The organism is Gemmatimonadetes bacterium SCN 70-22, from assembly GCA_001724275.1.
In the GTDB taxonomy this organism is placed as follows: Bacteria; Gemmatimonadota; Gemmatimonadetes; order Gemmatimonadales; family Gemmatimonadaceae; genus SCN-70-22.
The window spans coordinates 1-16,607 of the sequence record MEDZ01000034.1; the positions used below are offsets into that span (position 1 = coordinate 1).

General features: G+C 71.9%; 16 protein-coding genes and 1 pseudogene. 6 read left to right on the top strand and 11 right to left on the bottom strand.

Annotated elements, in window-relative coordinates; translation table 11 throughout:
• Nucleotides 1-651 (bottom strand): annotated as a pseudogene (locus ABS52_15175) (hypothetical protein).
• 228 nt (nucleotides 652-879) lie between these two features.
• Here ABS52_15175 and ABS52_15180 point away from each other — a divergent pair.
• The gene (locus ABS52_15180) at nucleotides 880-1,770 is read left to right on the top strand and encodes a hypothetical protein (GenBank protein ID ODT02067.1); all 891 of its coding nucleotides are present in this window, start codon (nucleotides 880-882) and stop codon (nucleotides 1,768-1,770) included.
• 71 nt (nucleotides 1,771-1,841) lie between these two features.
• Here ABS52_15180 and ABS52_15185 read toward each other — a convergent pair whose 3' ends face one another.
• A complete protein-coding gene (locus tag ABS52_15185; GenBank protein ODT02068.1) occupies nucleotides 1,842-2,573 on the bottom strand; it encodes a hypothetical protein in 732 nt (243 codons plus the stop codon).
• Nucleotides 2,574-2,876: 303 nt separating this feature from the next.
• Between ABS52_15185 and ABS52_15190 the strand changes: the two genes are divergently transcribed.
• The gene (locus tag ABS52_15190) at nucleotides 2,877-3,761 is read left to right on the top strand and encodes a hypothetical protein (protein ID ODT02069.1); all 885 of its coding nucleotides are present in this window, start codon (nucleotides 2,877-2,879) and stop codon (nucleotides 3,759-3,761) included.
• 43 nt (nucleotides 3,762-3,804) lie between these two features.
• Nucleotides 3,805-4,080, top strand: coding sequence for a hypothetical protein (locus ABS52_15195; GenBank protein ID ODT02070.1), 276 nt, complete (start codon nucleotides 3,805-3,807; stop codon nucleotides 4,078-4,080).
• A gap of 41 nt (nucleotides 4,081-4,121) precedes the next feature.
• Here ABS52_15195 and ABS52_15200 read toward each other — a convergent pair whose 3' ends face one another.
• Nucleotides 4,122-4,580 carry a hypothetical protein gene (locus ABS52_15200; GenBank protein ODT02071.1) on the bottom strand — a complete coding sequence of 153 codons (459 nt, stop codon included), beginning with the start codon at nucleotides 4,578-4,580 and terminating at the stop codon, nucleotides 4,122-4,124.
• 41 nt (nucleotides 4,581-4,621) lie between these two features.
• Nucleotides 4,622-5,155, bottom strand: a complete 534-nt coding sequence (locus ABS52_15205) for a hypothetical protein (protein ID ODT02072.1) — start codon at nucleotides 5,153-5,155, stop codon at nucleotides 4,622-4,624.
• A gap of 252 nt (nucleotides 5,156-5,407) precedes the next feature.
• Between ABS52_15205 and ABS52_15210 the strand changes: the two genes are divergently transcribed.
• The gene (locus tag ABS52_15210) at nucleotides 5,408-6,934 is read left to right on the top strand and encodes a hypothetical protein (GenBank protein ODT02073.1); all 1,527 of its coding nucleotides are present in this window, start codon (nucleotides 5,408-5,410) and stop codon (nucleotides 6,932-6,934) included.
• Nucleotides 6,931-7,650, top strand: coding sequence for a hypothetical protein (locus ABS52_15215; protein ID ODT02074.1), 720 nt, complete (start codon nucleotides 6,931-6,933; stop codon nucleotides 7,648-7,650). The genes ABS52_15210 and ABS52_15215 overlap by 4 nt, the downstream gene beginning before the upstream one ends.
• Nucleotides 7,651-7,704: 54 nt before the next feature.
• On the opposite strand, the gene ABS52_15220 is transcribed toward ABS52_15215, so the two are convergent.
• From ABS52_15220 to ABS52_15245, 6 genes are all read right to left on the bottom strand, one after another.
• Complete coding sequence (locus tag ABS52_15220) at nucleotides 7,705-10,323, bottom strand: hypothetical protein (protein ODT02075.1); 2,619 nt, start codon at nucleotides 10,321-10,323, stop codon at nucleotides 7,705-7,707.
• A gap of 53 nt (nucleotides 10,324-10,376) precedes the next feature.
• Complete coding sequence (locus ABS52_15225; GenBank protein ODT02076.1) at nucleotides 10,377-11,396, bottom strand: hypothetical protein; 1,020 nt, start codon at nucleotides 11,394-11,396, stop codon at nucleotides 10,377-10,379.
• Nucleotides 11,397-11,419: 23 nt separating this feature from the next.
• Nucleotides 11,420-12,532, bottom strand: coding sequence for a hypothetical protein (locus ABS52_15230; protein ID ODT02077.1), 1,113 nt, complete (start codon nucleotides 12,530-12,532; stop codon nucleotides 11,420-11,422).
• 165 nt (nucleotides 12,533-12,697) lie between these two features.
• Entirely contained in the window at nucleotides 12,698-13,633 is a 936-nt protein-coding gene (locus ABS52_15235) for a hypothetical protein (GenBank protein ODT02111.1), read from the bottom strand.
• On the bottom strand, nucleotides 13,630-14,550 hold the full coding sequence (locus ABS52_15240) for a hypothetical protein (GenBank protein ODT02078.1): 921 nt from the start codon (nucleotides 14,548-14,550) through the stop codon (nucleotides 13,630-13,632). Before ABS52_15240 ends, ABS52_15235 begins: the two co-directional genes overlap by 4 nt.
• Nucleotides 14,547-14,780: a hypothetical protein gene (locus ABS52_15245; protein ID ODT02079.1), complete on the bottom strand. Its 234-nt coding sequence runs from the start codon at nucleotides 14,778-14,780 to the stop codon at nucleotides 14,547-14,549. The genes ABS52_15240 and ABS52_15245 overlap by 4 nt, the downstream gene beginning before the upstream one ends.
• A 365-nt stretch (nucleotides 14,781-15,145) precedes the next feature.
• Here ABS52_15245 and ABS52_15250 point away from each other — a divergent pair, with 365 nt between their 5' ends.
• Complete coding sequence (locus ABS52_15250; protein ODT02080.1) at nucleotides 15,146-15,490, top strand: hypothetical protein; 345 nt, start codon at nucleotides 15,146-15,148, stop codon at nucleotides 15,488-15,490.
• 7 nt (nucleotides 15,491-15,497) lie between these two features.
• Here the strand turns inward: ABS52_15250 and ABS52_15255 are convergent, their stop codons facing one another.
• Entirely contained in the window at nucleotides 15,498-16,520 is a 1,023-nt protein-coding gene (locus tag ABS52_15255) for a hypothetical protein (protein ID ODT02081.1), read from the bottom strand.
• Nucleotides 16,521-16,607 lie beyond the last annotated feature (87 nt).

Consider the following 16,607-nt stretch of genomic DNA (forward strand, 5'->3'; position numbering starts at 1 on the left):
GAGCGTGATCGACCCGACCTGCGCGAACTTGGAGATGACCTCGCTCGATTCGTCACGCTTGAGGTAGCGGGACAGCTTCCCCTCCGGCGTCTCGCGGAATAGACCGTAGAGGATCCCCGCGACCACGGCAACGGCGCCGACGAGGTACAGCGCGGTCATCCACGGCGCGCGCCGCCTGCCCACCACCGACATGTGCTCGGCGGCAGCGTGGCGCGACAAGTCGGCCTTGGCCCTCGCCGCCTTGGCGGTGTCGGGCGGGGGGGCGTGCAGGGCGTTGGTGATGCGTGCCCACGCCTCGTCGACGGTGACCGTGGCATGGCCGTTGGCGCGCGTGTGGTGCACCCCTTCGTGTCCCTCGAATCGGTGGAGCGCGGCCCGGCGCGACTTCTCTCGCACTGCCCCCTCGTGCACCGCGTCGCGCAGGAAGCTCTCGAGGGCCTGCGGCGTCTGGAACTCGGTACGCTTCTCCCACGCGCGAAGGGTCGCGGTCTCGACGATCCGGGGGGCGAAGGTGGCATCGTCGAGGTCGGCCTTGGCTTCCTCGATCAGAGCGTCGTAGTGCTCACGAAACAGGCGTTCGAGCGCGCGTTCGTCACCCTGGCGGACTCCAGACAGGACGTCGTTGCTGATGGGAGTGAAGGTCACGGGCATGTCGTTCTCCGGTCGCACGAGTGTGGGGAAATGCTGCTACCACAGTCAGCATTTGCCCCAGAGAGTGCAACGTGGGTTTCTCCCCCCTCGCGCTCGGGGGTTCCCTGACGCCCGCGCTCGCTTGGGGTCGGCCCGCCTCTCCGGTGTCGGCGCGTGCGGTAGATTGGCCTCGATGCACGCCGCCCACTCCTGCGCCAACTCCTGCGCCAACTCCTGCGCCCACCTGCCATGACCGCCGACCGAGAGGCCGCCGAGGCGGCGGCCACGCTCCTCGAGGGGCATCCGGATTACCTCGTCCTGCGGCGCATCCCTCACCCGGAGCGGTACCACGCGGACGACGGCGACGCGGTACGGCTCGCCCTCTTCGTGGACGTGGAGACGACGGGGCTCGAATCGCGGCAGGACGCCATCATCCAGTTCTGCGGCGTCCCGTTCGAGTTCGACCCGTCGAGCGGGCGCATTCACCGGGTCCTCCCGGCCATCACGTGCTACGAGGATCCGGGGCGCCCGATCCCGCCGTTCGTCGTCGAGAAGACGGGGATCACCGACGAGATGGTGGCAGGGCATCGCCTGGACGAGGGGGCGATCCGTGCCGCGTTAGGCAGCGCGGTGCTGGTGGTGGCGCACAACGCCGCCTTCGACCGCAACTTCCTGGAGCGGCGCCTTCCCGAGTTCGCCGACCGGTACTGGGCCTGCTCGATGGCCGACGTTCCCTGGGGGGCCTACGGCTTCGACTCGTCGAAGCTCGAATTCCTGCTGTACAAGCACGCCCGCGTCTTCTACGAGGCGCACCGCGCCGACGAGGACTGCTTCGCGGGGATCCACCTGCTCGCGACCCCCTTCGCCAACGGCGACCTCCCCATGCGCCTCCTCCTCGAGAGTGCGCGCCGTCCCATGTGGCACATCCAGGCCACCGGCGCGCCGCGGGAGCGGAACGAATTCCTCAAGGGGCGCGGCTACCGATGGAACCCCAAGCAGGTCGCCTGGTGGCGCGACGTCCCAGAGGCGGAGCGCGACGCGGAGCTGGCGTGGCTGCGCGAGGCCGTGTACCAGCGCCCCGACGCACGCCCCACGATGGAGAAGCTCGACCTCAAGCGCCGCTTCGCCGAGCGTGCGTGACCGCCGGAGCGGCGCGTGCCGCCTCCCGCTGGGGGAGGCGGCACGCGGGACGAGCCGGCGATGTCGACCGGCTACTGCTTCGCGGCGCTATCGGTCGGGGGCGCGGCCGGCGCCGCCACAGCCTCGGCCTTGGCGCTGTCGACGTACGCCTTGAACTTGTCGAACGAGATGCTCCCCGGAACCATGCGCGACCCGATGATGAACGTCGGCGTCGAGCCGACCATGCGGCGCTCGGCCTCGGCACGGTTCGCCTGGATGTTCCGCAGGTAGCGCTGTTCGTCGAAGCACTGCTCCCACTTGTCGACGTCCAGTCCGATCGCCTTCGCGTAGTCCTTGAAGACCGACTTCGGACGCGAGGTGGCCTCGCCGTTCCACTGATCCTGCCCCATGAAGATGCGGTCGTGCATCTCCCAGAACTTCCCTTGCTCGTTGGCGCACGCGGCGGCGTGTGAGGCCGCCCAGGTGTTGCGGTGGCCGGGGAGCGGGTAGTCGAGGAAGCGGTAGCTGATCTCACCGGTCTCGATGAGGCGGGTGCGGACGTCCGGCTCGGTCAGGACGTAGAACTGGCCGCAGGCGGGGCACTCGAAGTCGGCGAACTCGAGCACCTGCACCGGCGCGTCCTCCTTCCCCAGGAGGTACCCCTCGGCCTTGGGGAGCGGGATCGACGGGTCGACCTTCGTGCTCTCGGGCGAGGTCTTCGGCTTCGTCACCTGATAGATGATGAAGATCCCCAGAACCGCTGCCACCAGTCCCAGCATGGCGTAGAAGCCCTTCTGGTTCCCCTTGGCACTCTTCTTCACCACGTTCGATGGGCGTCCCTTTCCGGCGTCCCTGGATTGCTTGGCCATGTCTCCTCTGTCGTTGCCGTGGCCCCAGTGCCCTAACGGCTCGGCCCAGGCGGGCAGCAGACCGTCGCACGCCCCCGAACCGACCGGGATGGGGTAAGCGGTGAATTCTAGGATGCGAGACGGAGCGGAGGGAGTAGGGCGCCCCGACAAGGAGCCCTTCGGCGCTTACATTTCCCGCGCCCGCCGCACCCCTGCTCCCATCGCGCGCCCCGTCCCCGAGCCTCCCAGCGAAGCGTGAAAGTCCCCACCGACCCCGACATGTTCCGCGTCCCCGTGGGGCCGGGGGCGATGCACGTCGACCGGTTCGGATACGGTGGGACGCCGGTCGTCCTCGTGCATGGATTCGGTACCTCGTCGTTCCTGTGGCGCGAGGTGGGCCCGATGCTCGCCGTGCGACAGTGCAGCGCCTTCGCGGTGGACCTGTTCGGCTACGGAGAGTCGGACCGCCCGTTCGACGCCGACTTCGGCCTTCGCGCGCAGGCCGACTATCTGGACCGCGCGCTGACGGCGCTTCAGCTCCCGAGAGTCACCGTCGTGGGGATGGACGTCGGAGGGATCGTGGCGCTTCGGCTGGCCGCCGAGCGGCGCGACCGTGTGGAGCGAGTGCTACTGGTGGGACCGCCACCGCTCGACGACCTCCCCGGCGCCGAGATACGCGACCTGCAGCGCGAAACCGCGCGCTACGCATTCCGCCTCTCGCGCGGACTGTTCGGCGCCTCATCGCTCCTGACGCCGTTCCTGGAGGCCTCGGTGGCCTCGGGGCGCCACATGCCGAGCGTCCTGGTGGGGCGCTACCTGGCGCCGTATCTCGGGCGTGACGGGGCCAATCACCTGCTGGCCCTGGCGGGGTCGCTCGAGGAGGACCAGGTCGACGACATGGAGCTGTCGGACGTGAAGACACCGACGCTCGTGGTGCGCGGGACCCGGGACCGCTGGTGCACCAAGGGAGTCGCGGAGGGGTACGTGGAGGGGCTCCCGAACGGGAAATACGAGCACGTCGACGAGGTGGGGCGTCTGGTCCCCGAGGAGGCGCCGGGGGAGCTCGTGGAGCTCATTTGCGGCTTCCTAGCAGGGGAATCGCCATCGTTGCAGGGGCCGGAACGTTCCGTTCGAGGCGCGCGTAGCTTGGGCGGACGCGACTGAGAGGTTAGCTTTCGGTCCTGTACTCAACCTACAACCCGAGGACATGGCGAAAAAAACCGTCCGTCGTCACACCACCCCTGCGCTCCCGACCCCGTTCGACGAGGCGCGCGACGAGCTGTTCCAGCACATCATGCGATGCGGCGTCATTGGCGCCGAGCCCGAGCATCAACTCGAGTGGTTCGACGAAACGATGAAATACCTGGCCGATCGATATCACGAGCTGTCGGCCGATCAGTTGAAGCAGATGCGGTTGCTTGGTGAGCGGTTCGTGCAGCCGCCCAAGCAGAGCAAGAACAACGAAGCGATCACCGCGGCGTAGTTCACCCGGCCCCCTCTCCGACGAGGGGGTCTTTGCTTTCCCTACCGTCCCGTCGTTCGTGCCCCGCGAACGAAGAGGGTGAGTCGAACCCCTCCACCGAGGGCGAGCTCGCCCCCCCAGGCGCGCCCGTGCCGTGGCCCCCCCTCGACCCCCACGCCGGCCATGACGCGTGGGCGCCACTCCTCGAAGCCGTCGTACATCGCGCTCAGCCCGCCCACGCCGTACACCCCCCACGGGGACTCGCGAAACGGGTCGAGGAGGAAGCGGGCGAAGAGGTCGCCGCGGGCGGCGGTGCGCGATGCGCCGTCGCGGTGCGCGACCCCGCCAGCCACGGCCGCGCCCAGGCGCACGTAGAGACCCGCCGGGACATTCACGGCGACGCCGCCCTGCATCGACGGGGTGCTGGCGAGGATGGCGTCGAGGCGCCCCTCGAACTGTCGTCCGGCGGGGCGCTGCGCCGGGGCGGCGAGGGGAGCGACGGCGAGCCAGGCCAGGGCCACCGCGAGGCGGTCCCAGCGCCTCCGCCGTGGACGAGGAGCGTTCACGCGGCCCCGCGCTCGCGCTCCCGCCAGAGCATGAGCGTGTAGTCGACGATCGCCCAGGCGGAGGTGATGCCGACGAGGTTGATGAGGGTGCCGGCGCGGTGCGGCTGCATGAGGAGGGCGAGGAGGGCCAGCAGCTGCAACGTGGTGACGATCTTTCCCGACAGGCGGGCGCGGAAGGTGACCGGGCGCAGCCAGGGGACGATGCGCGCCACCAGGAAGCCGATGGCCGTCATGACGTCGCGCGAGATGAGCATGAAGTACTGTGCCGTGCCGATCGATCCCTCGAACAGGAAGATGCAGACGGCGGTGAAGACGAACATGCGATCGGCGATGGGATCGATGAGCGCCCCCCACTTGGTGGTGAGCCCGGCGCGCCGTGCCAACCAGCCGTCGAAGAAGTCGGTGAGCGAGGCGGCGAGGATGAGGATCACGCGCGTCTCGGGGGCTGGGAACACGACGAAGGCCGCCGCCATGGCCAGGCGAGTGAGCGAGATCACGCTGGGGACGTAGAGGAGCACCCGCCGTTTCATGCCGAGAAGGTAACCCGTCCGTGTGGAGGCGGGGATGGGAGCGCGACCGCGGGTGGCGGCGTGCGGCGGGATGGGGATGCGGCATACGCAACGCGCCATCCGCAACGCGCCACGCGCCACGCGCCACGCGCCATCCGCAACGCGCCATCCGCAACGCGCCATCCGCCATGCGCAACGCGCAACGTGGAGCCGGGCGACGGCGCGAGGCGCTCCCTGTTGCTCGTGGAGGCGCCAACGTGGGAGATTTGACGCATGGCGCTCCCTCGCGAGTGGCTCATTCCCGGATACCTCGGCGTCTCGGTGGCGGTGCTGCTGTGGGACGTCGTGCTGGCGTCCCAGATTGCCCGCGCGCGACGCCAGTCGCGCCTCTTCCTGGCGCTGACCTCGATCTGTGCGCTATTCATCGTTCCGGGGGCGCTGATCGTCGTCGCCTCGAGCACGGTGCTGACGGGGCGGGCGATCTACCTCGTGGCCTGGGTGTGGCCCGCGGTCCTCCTCTTCTTCGTGGCCCAGAGCGGGTACGCGATCATCCGGCACCACGCGACGCTCTTCTTCGGGCTCCCGATCTTCCTCTTCAACGTCACCCTGTTTGCCGCGGCGGTGGCGCGTTACGCGAGCGGCTGGGTGGCCGACCTCCCGGCGCCGCTGGTGGCGGCGGCGGTGGCGCAATCGGGGGCGATGGGCTTCGTGTTCGGGCGCGAGGCGCTGTCATCGCCGTGGCTCATCCTCCTTCCGCTCCTGGCGCCGGCCTTCCCGGCCCGCTGGCGGGTGGGGAGCGCGGTACGGGCCGCGCTGGCGGTCGTCGCCGCCGTCATGGCCACGCTCACCGTGATCGAGTTCCCGCGCGCGGTGTACGCCAGCGAGTCGTTCTCGGTCTTTGGGGGCGAGCGCCTGCAGGAGCGGCCGCGCGGCGACTTCGTCCTGGGGTTGCACGTCTTTCCCGCGCTCGACGGTGCGCCCCCTCCCCTGCCGTTGGCCCGCGACCTGGCGCTGGCGGACACGCTCGGCATGCGAGTCGTGAGCGTGACGGTGCTCCCGAAGGGAGTCGGGGCGATGGCGCTCGACTCGCTGGCGGCGTCGCTGGCCGACATCCGGCGCGACTCCGTGCTGCTGGTGGTCGCGCTCGGATACGGGAGCGATGAGGCGAGCGCCTTCCACGCCGATCCTGCCGCCCACCTCCGGCGCCGCCTGGCGATGGTGGACCAGGTGGTGCGCCGCGTGCGCCCCGACGTCCTGGTCCCGGCGCTCGACCCGAGTGATGCCGGGGCCCGGATGCTGGGCGGTGTGCCGGCGGCGTGGTGGCACGACTACCTGGCGCAGTCGGCGGCGCTGGCGCATCGCCTGCGCCCGCGCACCCGCGTCGCCCTCGCGGCGTCGACCTTCTCCCCGAGCGACTCGGCGCTGTACGCCTGGGGGGCGCGGCAGCCGGGGATCGACCTGCTGGGGTTCTCGCTCGCCCCGTCGTTCGGCGGCGGGGCCTCGCTTTCCGCGCGCATGCGGCTGGCGGAACGCTGGATGCGGGGGACCCCAAAGGAGCAGTGGATCTTCTCGGCCCGCGCCTACCCTCGCACGTTCGGCGAGCGGAACCAGGCGCGGGCCATCTGGGGGGTGCTGGCCTGGGCCACCAGCCAGCCCCGGGTGCGCACCGTGATCGTGGACGGCGCGGGCGACTACGAGGCGCTGGTGGGGCTCCGCGACCCCGGGGGGCGCCTGCGCCCGGTGGTGGCGAGCGTGGCCCGCGCCCGCGAGGCGCTGGCCGAGTCGAGCGAGGGACGATGACGATCTTTCCGGGATTCACCCCCGAGGCGCTGGCGTTCCTGCGCCAGCTGAAGCGGAACAACGACCGCGAGTGGTTCAAGGCGCGCAAGGCGCAGTTCGACGCGTTGCTCCTGCGCCCGATGCAGCTGTTCGTCGAGGAGATGGACGTGCGGCTCGCCCGCGCCGTCCCCGAGATCCATGGGAGCCCGAAGCGCTCGATCTTCCGCATCTACCGCGACACGCGATTCTCGAAGGACAAGTCGCCGTACAAGACGCACCTGGCGTGCTGGTTCCCGCACCGGCGCGCGTCGCACGGCGTGGGGACGGAGACCCATGGGGCGGGCGCCGGGTACTACTTCCACCTGGAGCCCCGCGCCTCCATTGTGGCTGGCGGCATCTGGATGCCGTCGCGCCCGGCGCTCGGGGCCATCCGGGACCGGATCGCCGAGCGGGGCGGCGAGCTGGCGCGCCTGCTGCGCGCCCGGGCGCTTTCGGCGCGGTTCGGGGAGCTGAGCCGCGAGGGGAAGCTCACGCGGAGTCCGCGCGGCTACCCGGCCGACCATCGCCATGGCGACCTGTTGCGGCACGTATCGTTCACGCTGTCGGCACCGGTGGACGACGACGAGGTGCTGTCGGCCGAGCTTCCGCGCCGGGTGGAGCGGGACTTCGTGGCGATGCGCCCGCTGGTCCGGTGGCTCAACGACGCCCTGGGATATCCGGCGAGCTCGTCGCGCTAGGGTGCGAGGAGGAGGTTCGGCAGGCGCTGCCATCGACGCTCGCCGCCGCGCCGCTCACCCCCTCCCCCGCACGATCCCCTCGACCCGCCGGTCGGGATCGAAGTAGCGGCGTGCCAGCTCGCGCATCGACGCCGGCGTGACGGCGCGCAGGCGATCGGCGAAGCGGTCGATCTCCTCGAGGCCGGCACCGTACAGCCACGCGTCGACCAGCTCGGCGAGGACGTTCCCGCCGGACTGCTGCGCGATGGCATGGGTGCCTAACGCATAGGTGCGGGCCCGCGCCAGCTCCTGGTCGCTCACCGGCGCCTCGCACAGGCGGGCGAACTCGCGCAGGAGCCCCTCGCGCGCGGCCGCTTCCTTGTCCGGCGAGGTGCCGATGTACGCCAGGAACATGCCCGCGGCGAGGCGATCGCTGGCGGTGGCGTGCACCGTGTAGCAGAGCGACTGCCGGTCCCGCAGCTCGTCGAAGAAGCGCCCGCCCAGCCCGCTCGCGACCCCCGCCGTGAGGTGTGCCGCGATGCGGGCCTCGTCGGGGCGGGGGGGGGCGGGAAAGGCCAGCGCCAGCCCGGTCTGTGCCTTGTCGCGACTCTCGACGCGCTGGACCACGCGACCGGGCCACGCCGGGGTCGCGAACGGCTCGCCGCCGTGAAAGGCCAGGGCGTCGAAGGCGGTGGCGAGCAGTCGCGCCACCTCGGCCGGCTCCACGTCGCCGACCACCGCCAGGACGCACGGTGACGTGCGCACCTGCGCGTCGTGCCAGGCGAGGGCGTCGTCCACCGTGAGGGCGCGGATCGACGCCTCGCTTCCCATGGTGCCGCGGCCGTACGGATGCGCGCCGAAGGCCGCCTCGTTCGCGAGGCGGACGGGGTAGCGCATCATGTCGTCGCGCAATTGCGCGAGCTGCGAGAGGGCGATGGCCCGTTCCGTCTCGAAGGCGGCGAGGGGGAAGGCCGGCGAGAGGACGACGTCGGCGAGGAGGGCGATCCCGGCCGCGAGCCGCGGCGGCGTGACCGACAGCGTCCAGCCGGTCCCGTCGCTGGTGACCGTGGGGGAGATACTCCCCCCGAGCAGCTCGGTCTCGAGCGCGATCGCCTCGGCGTCGCGCCGGGACGTCCCCTTGAGCGTCGTCCGCGACGCCAGCGTGGCGATGCCGGCGCCCGCCGCATCCTCGCGCATGGCGCCGCCGAGGGCGTACATCCCGAGGTGCACGACGCTCGCCCCCGGCTTGCGCCTGACGAGAATCGGGACGCCGTACCTCGTGCGGAAGACGGAGACGGCCCCGTGCACCTGCTCGGGGACGGGGGCCGTGACGACGTGCGGCGGGGCGACGGGTTCCTCGGGGAGGGGGACGCCGGGGAGCGTCGACGGCGGGGCCGCATCCAGGGCGGCGAAGGCGGCATCGGCATCGCGGGCGAAGCCGGGGGCCGAGGCGGGGCGATAGACCAGGAGCGAGGCCTGGCCAGGGTCGAGGTGGCGGTGCACGGCGTGCGACACCTCGTCGGGCGTGGCCTCCAGCATGCGCGCCGCGTAGGCGTCGCCCCACGCCCAATTGCCTAACGCCTCCCACTCGGCGAGATGGTTGGCCTGCCCTTCCATGGTCTCGAGGCGCCGGAGCCAGCGCGACTCGAACAGCCGCTGGGCGCGGAGCAGGTCGGTCGGCCGCACGCCGTCGTCGCGCAGGGCCCGCAGCTCGCCCCACATCGCGCGCGCCGCCTCCGCCGCGCGCTCGGCGGGACCGGCCGCGTGCAGCACGAAGACGCCCAGCTCGGTGGGCGTGTAGTTGTACGCCGCGACGCTGGAGGCCAGGCGACGCTCCCGTACCGCGCGGTACAGGCGCGACGCACGCCCGCTCGCCAGGACGGCCGCGGCGAGGTCGAGGAGCGGGGTGTCGTCGTGACGCGTCCCGGGGGTGCGCCACCCGAGGGCACACTGGCTCTCGGCGACATCGCCGGACAGCTCGCGGAAGCGGCGCCCGGGCGGGGCGATCTCGTCGGCACCGCGGCTCCGCGCGACCGCGCCGTCAGGGAGCGCGCCGTACAACTCGGTGATGCGCGGAAGGAGCGAGTCGGGGTGCACGTCGCCCGACACCACGAGGATCGTGTTGGACGGGCGATAGAAGTGGTGGTAGAACGCGAGGAGCTGGTCGCGTCGCAGGGCGCGCAGCGGCGCCTCGCGCCCGATGCGCCAGCGCCGGATGCGATGGCGGTCGTGGAGGAGCTCGTACAGCGTCTCGGTCGTCACCGCCCCGGGATTGTCCTCCTTGCGCCTGGCCTCCTCGATGATGACCTCCAGCTCGCGGCGGAGCTCGTCGGCGTCGACGAGCGAGTGGGCGTACGCATCGGCCTGGATGGCGAGCCCGGCGTCGAAGCCCTCGATGGGGAGGACGGCGTAGTACGAGGTGTGGTCGTAGATGGTGGCGGCGTTGAGGTAGCCACCACTCGCCTTGGTCTGCCGGGCGATCTCGCCCACGCCCCGCGTCGGCGTCCCCTTGAAGTACATGTGCTCGAGGACGTGGGCGATGCCGACGACGTCGTCCGTCTCGTCGAAGTAGCCGGCCTTCACGTAGGTCACCACGGCCGCCACCGGAGCCGAGTGGTCCTCGTGGATGAGGACGGTGAGGCCGTTGGCGAGGACGGCGCGATGCACCCGTCCGGGGTCGAGCGAGCGGATCATGCGGGGAAGGGCGTGGAGGGGCGAGGCGCGGCGGCGACGGGCAGGGCCCGTCGTCAGCGCGGTGCCGCTGGCGGAGTCATTGCGCCTGGCGGTGGGGCGGCCTGGCAGGCCTGCCAGGCGCCGGGGCCGGCGCGCTCGAAGAAGCGCACGGCCAGGTCGCCGCGCCCCAGCCGCAGCAGGGTGCACGCCATGTAGCCCAGGGAGACCTTGTCGGACGGGTTCAGCTCGATGGCGCGCTGGTAGAACGAGCGGGCGAGCTCGGGCTGGCCGGTGGCGAGGAGGAAGGCGGCGAGCTCGCGGTGGGTGAGGTAGTTCTCCGGCTCGAGCTCGACGGCGCGTCGCAGCTCGGCGCTGGCCGTGCGGACGTCGCCGTCCTCGCGGGCCATGCGCCCCAGGAAGAGGTGCGGCTCCGCCAGCCCGGGGGCGTCGCGCGTGGCCGCGGCAAAAGCGTTGCGCGCCGTGAGGCGGTCTCCGGCGGCATAGGCCGCGCGCCCGTCGCGCAGCGCCGACGACTCGCGCGAGAAGGCGAGCGCGTAGTACGCCCCGGCGCCCACCACCGCGAGGGCGACGAGGGCGACGACCGCGATGGCGAACGTATTGCTCCTGGCGGAGGCCGGGAGCGGGGGCGGGGGCGGGGGCGGAAGCGACTCGGATGGCGCGGCGGGCGAGGTGGCCACCGGGCCGGTGAAGCGCACGTCGCCGGACGCGCCGCTCCCCATGTCACGCGACAGCACCTGCGCCATGCGATCGAACGCGGCCCGCGCGGCGTCGACGTCGGCGCTGGTGGGGGCGTACCCGTCGCCGAGCGCGCGCTCGGCGGCGGCGTGCAGGTCGACGAAGGCATGGGCGTCGTCGAGGGCCAGCAGGTTGCGCTGGCGGAGCTCGCGCACCACGGCGACACCGCCGAGGGCGGTGGTGCCGGCGAGGGCGCGCAGGGCACGCTCGGTCTCGGTCCACACCGCAACGAGGGCGGTGGCGAGCTCGCGTGGGTCGGTCGCCCGTGTCAGGCGATCAAACGGCGCGCGGGCCGCGTCGAACGCGGCCCGCGCGGCGCGTTGGCCATCCGTTGGCATCGTCGCGAGGGGTGGCGGTGGACTTACGGAATGATCCGCAGGAGCCCGGCGTCGGCGCTGCCGCGAATGAAGCTCTCGGCATCGCCGGTGGGAATCACGATCCCCGTGAGCGAGAAGCCGCGCCGCGCCTCGTTGAGCATGAAGTCCTGCACCGACCGGCCGGTGAACGCGGCGCTCCCATCGCGCATCTGGCGGACGATGTCCTCCCAGCTGCCGTGGAAGGCCCGCCCGTCGCGCGTCATCACGCGGTGCGTGCGCTGCTCGGTCTTCTGATCCACGAGCCCGGTGAGCATGCTGCCGAAGAGCTCGAGCTGGTGCTTGACCTCGTGGTGCTCCTGCTCCATCGCGCGCTGCTCGATCTCGGCGAGCATCTCGTCGATGTCGTCGGGCTCGCCCGCCAGTTCGACCAGCCGCTCCTCCCACTTGCGGAGCTCCGGGTCGTCGTCGGGGAGGCGGTGGACGGTGCGCTTGAGCTCCATCAGCCGCCAGATGCCGAGCTCGTCCCAGTGATCCTCGGGCTTGGAGCGATCGAGGTGATAGAGGGCCGCCTCGTACTCGCCGCGGTCGTACAGGATGTTGCCCAGGTAGATGCGGGCCTCGACGTGCCCGGAATCGAGCTGCAGGGCACGCCGCAGCGTGGCGATGGCGCCGTCGTCGTCACCGAGGCGGTGCTGGCAGTATCCCACCAGCGCCACGCTCTCGGCCGAGTCGGGGGCCTGGCGGACCGCGACCTCGAAGTACTCCCTGGCGTCGTCGACGAACCCCTCGCGGAAGAGGGCGCGGCCGATCTGGAGCATGAGCTCCAGGTCGTCCTCGTAGCCTAACGCGAGGGTGGTGTGGAAGGCCTTCCGGGCGGCGTCCACGAGGCCCAGCTTGAGCAGCACCTCGCCGAGCCCGGCGAGCGCATCCTCGTGCTCGGGGTCGAGGACGAGTGCCTCCTCGAAGCTGCGCCGCGCCCACGCGTACTCCTCACGGGCCAGGCGCGCGTAGCCGACGCCGACGTGGAGCTCTACCGCGTGCGGATAGAGCGCGAGCCCCTCGCGCAGCACATCGAGCGCCTGGTCGTACTGCCCATCGTTGTAGAGCTGGTGGGCGCGCTCATCGTACTCCTCGGAACTCAGGAATGGAGTCGGCATCTCTCGAACTTCCTCCGCTTCGAGCGTGCTGGCCTATTGTACCATTCCGAACGCGTGGGGTTCAATACTCTCGTTCGCAGAACGTACGGCGTGGTGAACTGACGGCGCCTGACGCGCCCCTGAAACATAGCGCATCGTCAGGTGCGCTGCCGAGGCGGCTCCTGCTCATGACGCATGGGGGGCACCGGACGGCACGGCCGCCGGGGCGTCCCCGGCAAGGGCCACGGCGATGCGACCGGCCAGCGCCGCGTTGGCCTCGAGGAGGGCGAGGTTGGCGCGGAGGGAGCGCCCGCCGGTGGCCCGCTCGACGGCGGCCAGCAGGAAGGGCGTGACGGCACCGCCCCGCACTCCCTGCGCCTCGCCCTCTCGTAAGGCAGCGCCGAGCGCACGCTCGACCTCGTCGCGGGGAATGGCGTCGGCGGCCGGGCACGGCTGCACCACCAGGAGCGCCTCGCGACGTCCGAGCGCACGATGGGCGCGCTCGATCGCGGCCACCTCGTCCGGCGTCTCGGCAACCGTCGAGACCGGGAGGGCGCTCGAGGTGGAGAAGAAGGCCGGGAATTCGCGGCACCGGTAGCCGACGACCGGCACGCCGAGCGTCTCCAGCCGCTCGAGTGTCGCCGGAAGGTCGAGGATCGACTTGGCGCCGGCGCAGACGACCACGCGCGGCGTGCGGGCCAACGCCACCAGGTCGGCCGACTCGTCGTACGGCGGCGCCCGGTGCACGCCGCCGATGCCGCCCGTGGCGAAGACCCGGACGTCGCTGCCGGCGATTAGGGCGAGGGTGGCGGCGACGGTGGTCGCGCCGCAGGCGCCCTGCGCCATCGCGGGGGCGAGGTCCCGGGATGAAACCTTCCTAATCCCCTCGCGCGCCAGGAAGCGCTCCACTTCGGCGGGGATGAGGCCGATGGTCGGCACGCCATCGACGACGGCGGTGACGGCGGCGACGGCGCCCGCGCGCGCGACGGCCGCGGTCATGCGCTCGGCGGCCTCGCGATTGGCGGGGATGGGGAGTCCCTGGGCGAGGACGGAGCTTTCCAGGGCGACCACCGCGCGCCGCTGGAGGAGCGCCTCGCCGACGTCGGGAGCGAGCCGGATCATGGCCGCCTCGGGGGCGTCCCCCACGCGCGCACGATCGCCTCGCCCATCCGCGCCATGGTGAGCTGCGGCTCCGCGTCGAGCACCCAGCGCTGGTCGGCGTTCTCCCGGGTGAGGACGCAGGCGACGACGCGCCGCGTGAGGTAGAACAGCGAGCACTCGGTGCGCACCGCGTCGGTGGCCCCCGTCTTGTGCGCCGCGCGGACGCCATCGGCGTATCGCTGCAGGAGCACGTTGTCCTCGTTGTGCGCGAGGACATCGAGCATGGCCGAGTCGGCGGACGGCGAGACCGCCTCGCCGCGCGCCAGCAGCTCGAAGAGGCGCGCCATCTCGTTGGGGGTGGTGACGCCGAGCCCGTACTTGACGGACGAATCCATCGCCACGCTCGAGCTGCGCAGGAAGGTCTTGGAGTGGACCTTGGTGTGCTCGAGCCCGAGCGCCTCCATCTTGTCCCACACCCGGCGGATGATGATGCGGTCGAGGAGGATGTTGGTGGCGGTGTTGTCGCTGATCGTGGTCATGAGCCATGCGGCGTCGCGCACGGTGACCTCGATCCCGTCGTGCATGAACTGCAGCGTGCCGGAGCCCGGGACCTTGTCGATCCCGAGGACGGTCAGGCGATCGTCGAGCGACAGCATCCCCCTGGCCACCAGGTCGTACACGGTGACGAGGATCGGGACCTTGATGAGCGATGCCGTGGGGAAGGTCTCGTCGCCGCGGCGCGAGATCGTGGCGCCGGCGTCGATGTCGCGGACCGCATAGCCGACGACGCCGTGGTGCGCGTCGGCCAGGGCATCCAGGGCACGCCGCAGCGCCGCCGTGTCGGGGAGCGGCGTGCCGGCGGCCGGCGCCTGCGCGTCGGCGCGGCCAGCCGCCAGCAGCAACGACGCGAGGGCTGCGCCGGCCGCGCGGCGAATCACGCCACCGCGTCCGGGAACTGCTCGGCGCGCAGCGTGTCGAGCTTCTCTCGCTCCGCCGAGGTCGGGTCGTCCTTGGCCAGGACCTTGATGCGCTCGCCCTCGTAGCAGTCGAACGATTTCGTCGACCCCTTCGGGACGTGGATCTCGTGCCCATCCTCGAAGCGCAGGATCACGTTGAGGTGGTCGTTGTTGCTGTACTGCTTGCGGAGCTTCTTCGGCGGTGTCGGCATTAGGCGTCTCGTCAGGCGTCTGGAGGTCGGAAGCGGCATAGTATAGTGCGCGGTGAAACGCCCCCGCCAGCGTCCGGGCCCCGCTCCCGGCAGGAAGCCCGCCCACGCGCGGCGCCCCTCACGCGCGCGGCTCGCCCAACCGGGCGTGCGATTGCGATGGCGTCCTCGGGTGCGCGGCGGCGAGGCGACACCGTTCGCCGCCCCCCTTTACGGGCGTGACACGGATCACGCCTCGCGCCAGCGCCGGCACAAAGATTCCGGCAGGACCGGAGGCTCGCCGGCGTTGGACGCTTATGGTGTCACCACCCTAGCTTACGCCCGTCCAGCGCCGGCCCCACGGCGCATCACCCCAGCCCGACACTGCCATGACCGTCCGCACGCTCGTCACTCGACTCGCCATCGTCGCGGCCCTCGCGGCCGCCGTCCCGTTCACCGCCGCCGCGCAGGGCCCGGCGACGCCGGCGGCGGCCCAGGCCACCGGCGCCCCGCGCCGTGACGCCAGCGTCGCCGGCGTCCGCTTGCAGGTGACGGCCGATGCCCCGCGCCCGGCGGCGCTCGCGGCGGCGCGGTCGGGCAGTGGCCAGGCGTTGGCGATCGTTGGAGGCGCCGCCTTCCTGGGCGGGCTGATCATCGGTGGCGACGCCGGGACCGCCATCGCGATCGGGGGGCTGGCGGTCGGCGTCTACGGCCTCTGGGTCTGGCTGCACTAGCGCTCGCTCAGGCAGGACCGAGCCCTTCCCTCGCCAGCGCGGCGAGGGCAAGGCGCTCGTACGCCGCGACCGCGTCGGCCAGTTCGCGCACCGAGACGTGCTCGTCGGCCGTGTGCGCGACGTGCACCGAGCCCGGCCCGAACAGGTAGGGAGTCCCCCACTGGGTAAGGGCCGGGATGTCGGTGGCGAACGCGACGACGCTCGTCCGGAATCCCTCCACGGTCGCCAGCCGCACGGGAGGGACCATCACCCCTTCCTCGAGAGTCGCCCGGTCGCCCGCCCACGCTCGCAGGAGGGGCCAGATCTCCTGCGCGGGCGTCACGAGCCGAAGCATCAGGCGCGCCTCGGCGCGCGGGGCGATGACGTTGTCGGCCACCCCTCCCTCGAGCTTCCCGATGTTCACCGTGGTTGGTCCCAGCAGCGGATCCTCGGGCCACCGGACCTCGTCGAGCGTGGCCAGGAGCTGCACCAGCTCGCGCGTGGCGGAGTGCCCCATCTCGGGATAGGCCGAGTGCGCCGCGCGCCCGTGGGTCCGGACGGTGACGCGCATCGCCCCCTTGGTCCCCACGGCGAGGGTGCTCTCGGTGGGCTCGCCATTGATGAGGATGCGCGACGTGGTCGGGCGCGCATTGGCGGCGTGCGCGCCATCGTGCGTCGTTTCCTCACCGATGACGAGGAGGAGCGCGACCGACAGCCCCCGTGCGCGCAGGCGCTCGGCGGCGAGGATCATCGAGGCCGCGATGCCCTTGGCGTCGCAGGCGCCCCGCCCGTGGAGCGTATCGCCGTCCAGGCGCGGCGGGATCCAGGGCGGGACGGTGTCGAGGTGGGTCGAGAGCGTGAGGACGGGATCGGCGGCGGAGGTGGCGAGCAGGGCGTCGCGCCCCTCGGCGACGGGGATGCGGTCGCAGTGCCACCCTCGCCCGGCGAGGAGGCCCTCGGCGACGGCGACGACGCCCCCCTCGTTGCCGCTGGTGGATTCCACTTCCATGAGGCGGATGGCGAGGTCCGCAACCTGCCGTTCGAGCGTCATCGTTAGGCACGGCTGGGGGCCGGCGCGCGTCGCGGGGCGCCGGCGCGCCCCAGGGGGACGCCCGGCAGGGCACGACCCGCGGGGCAC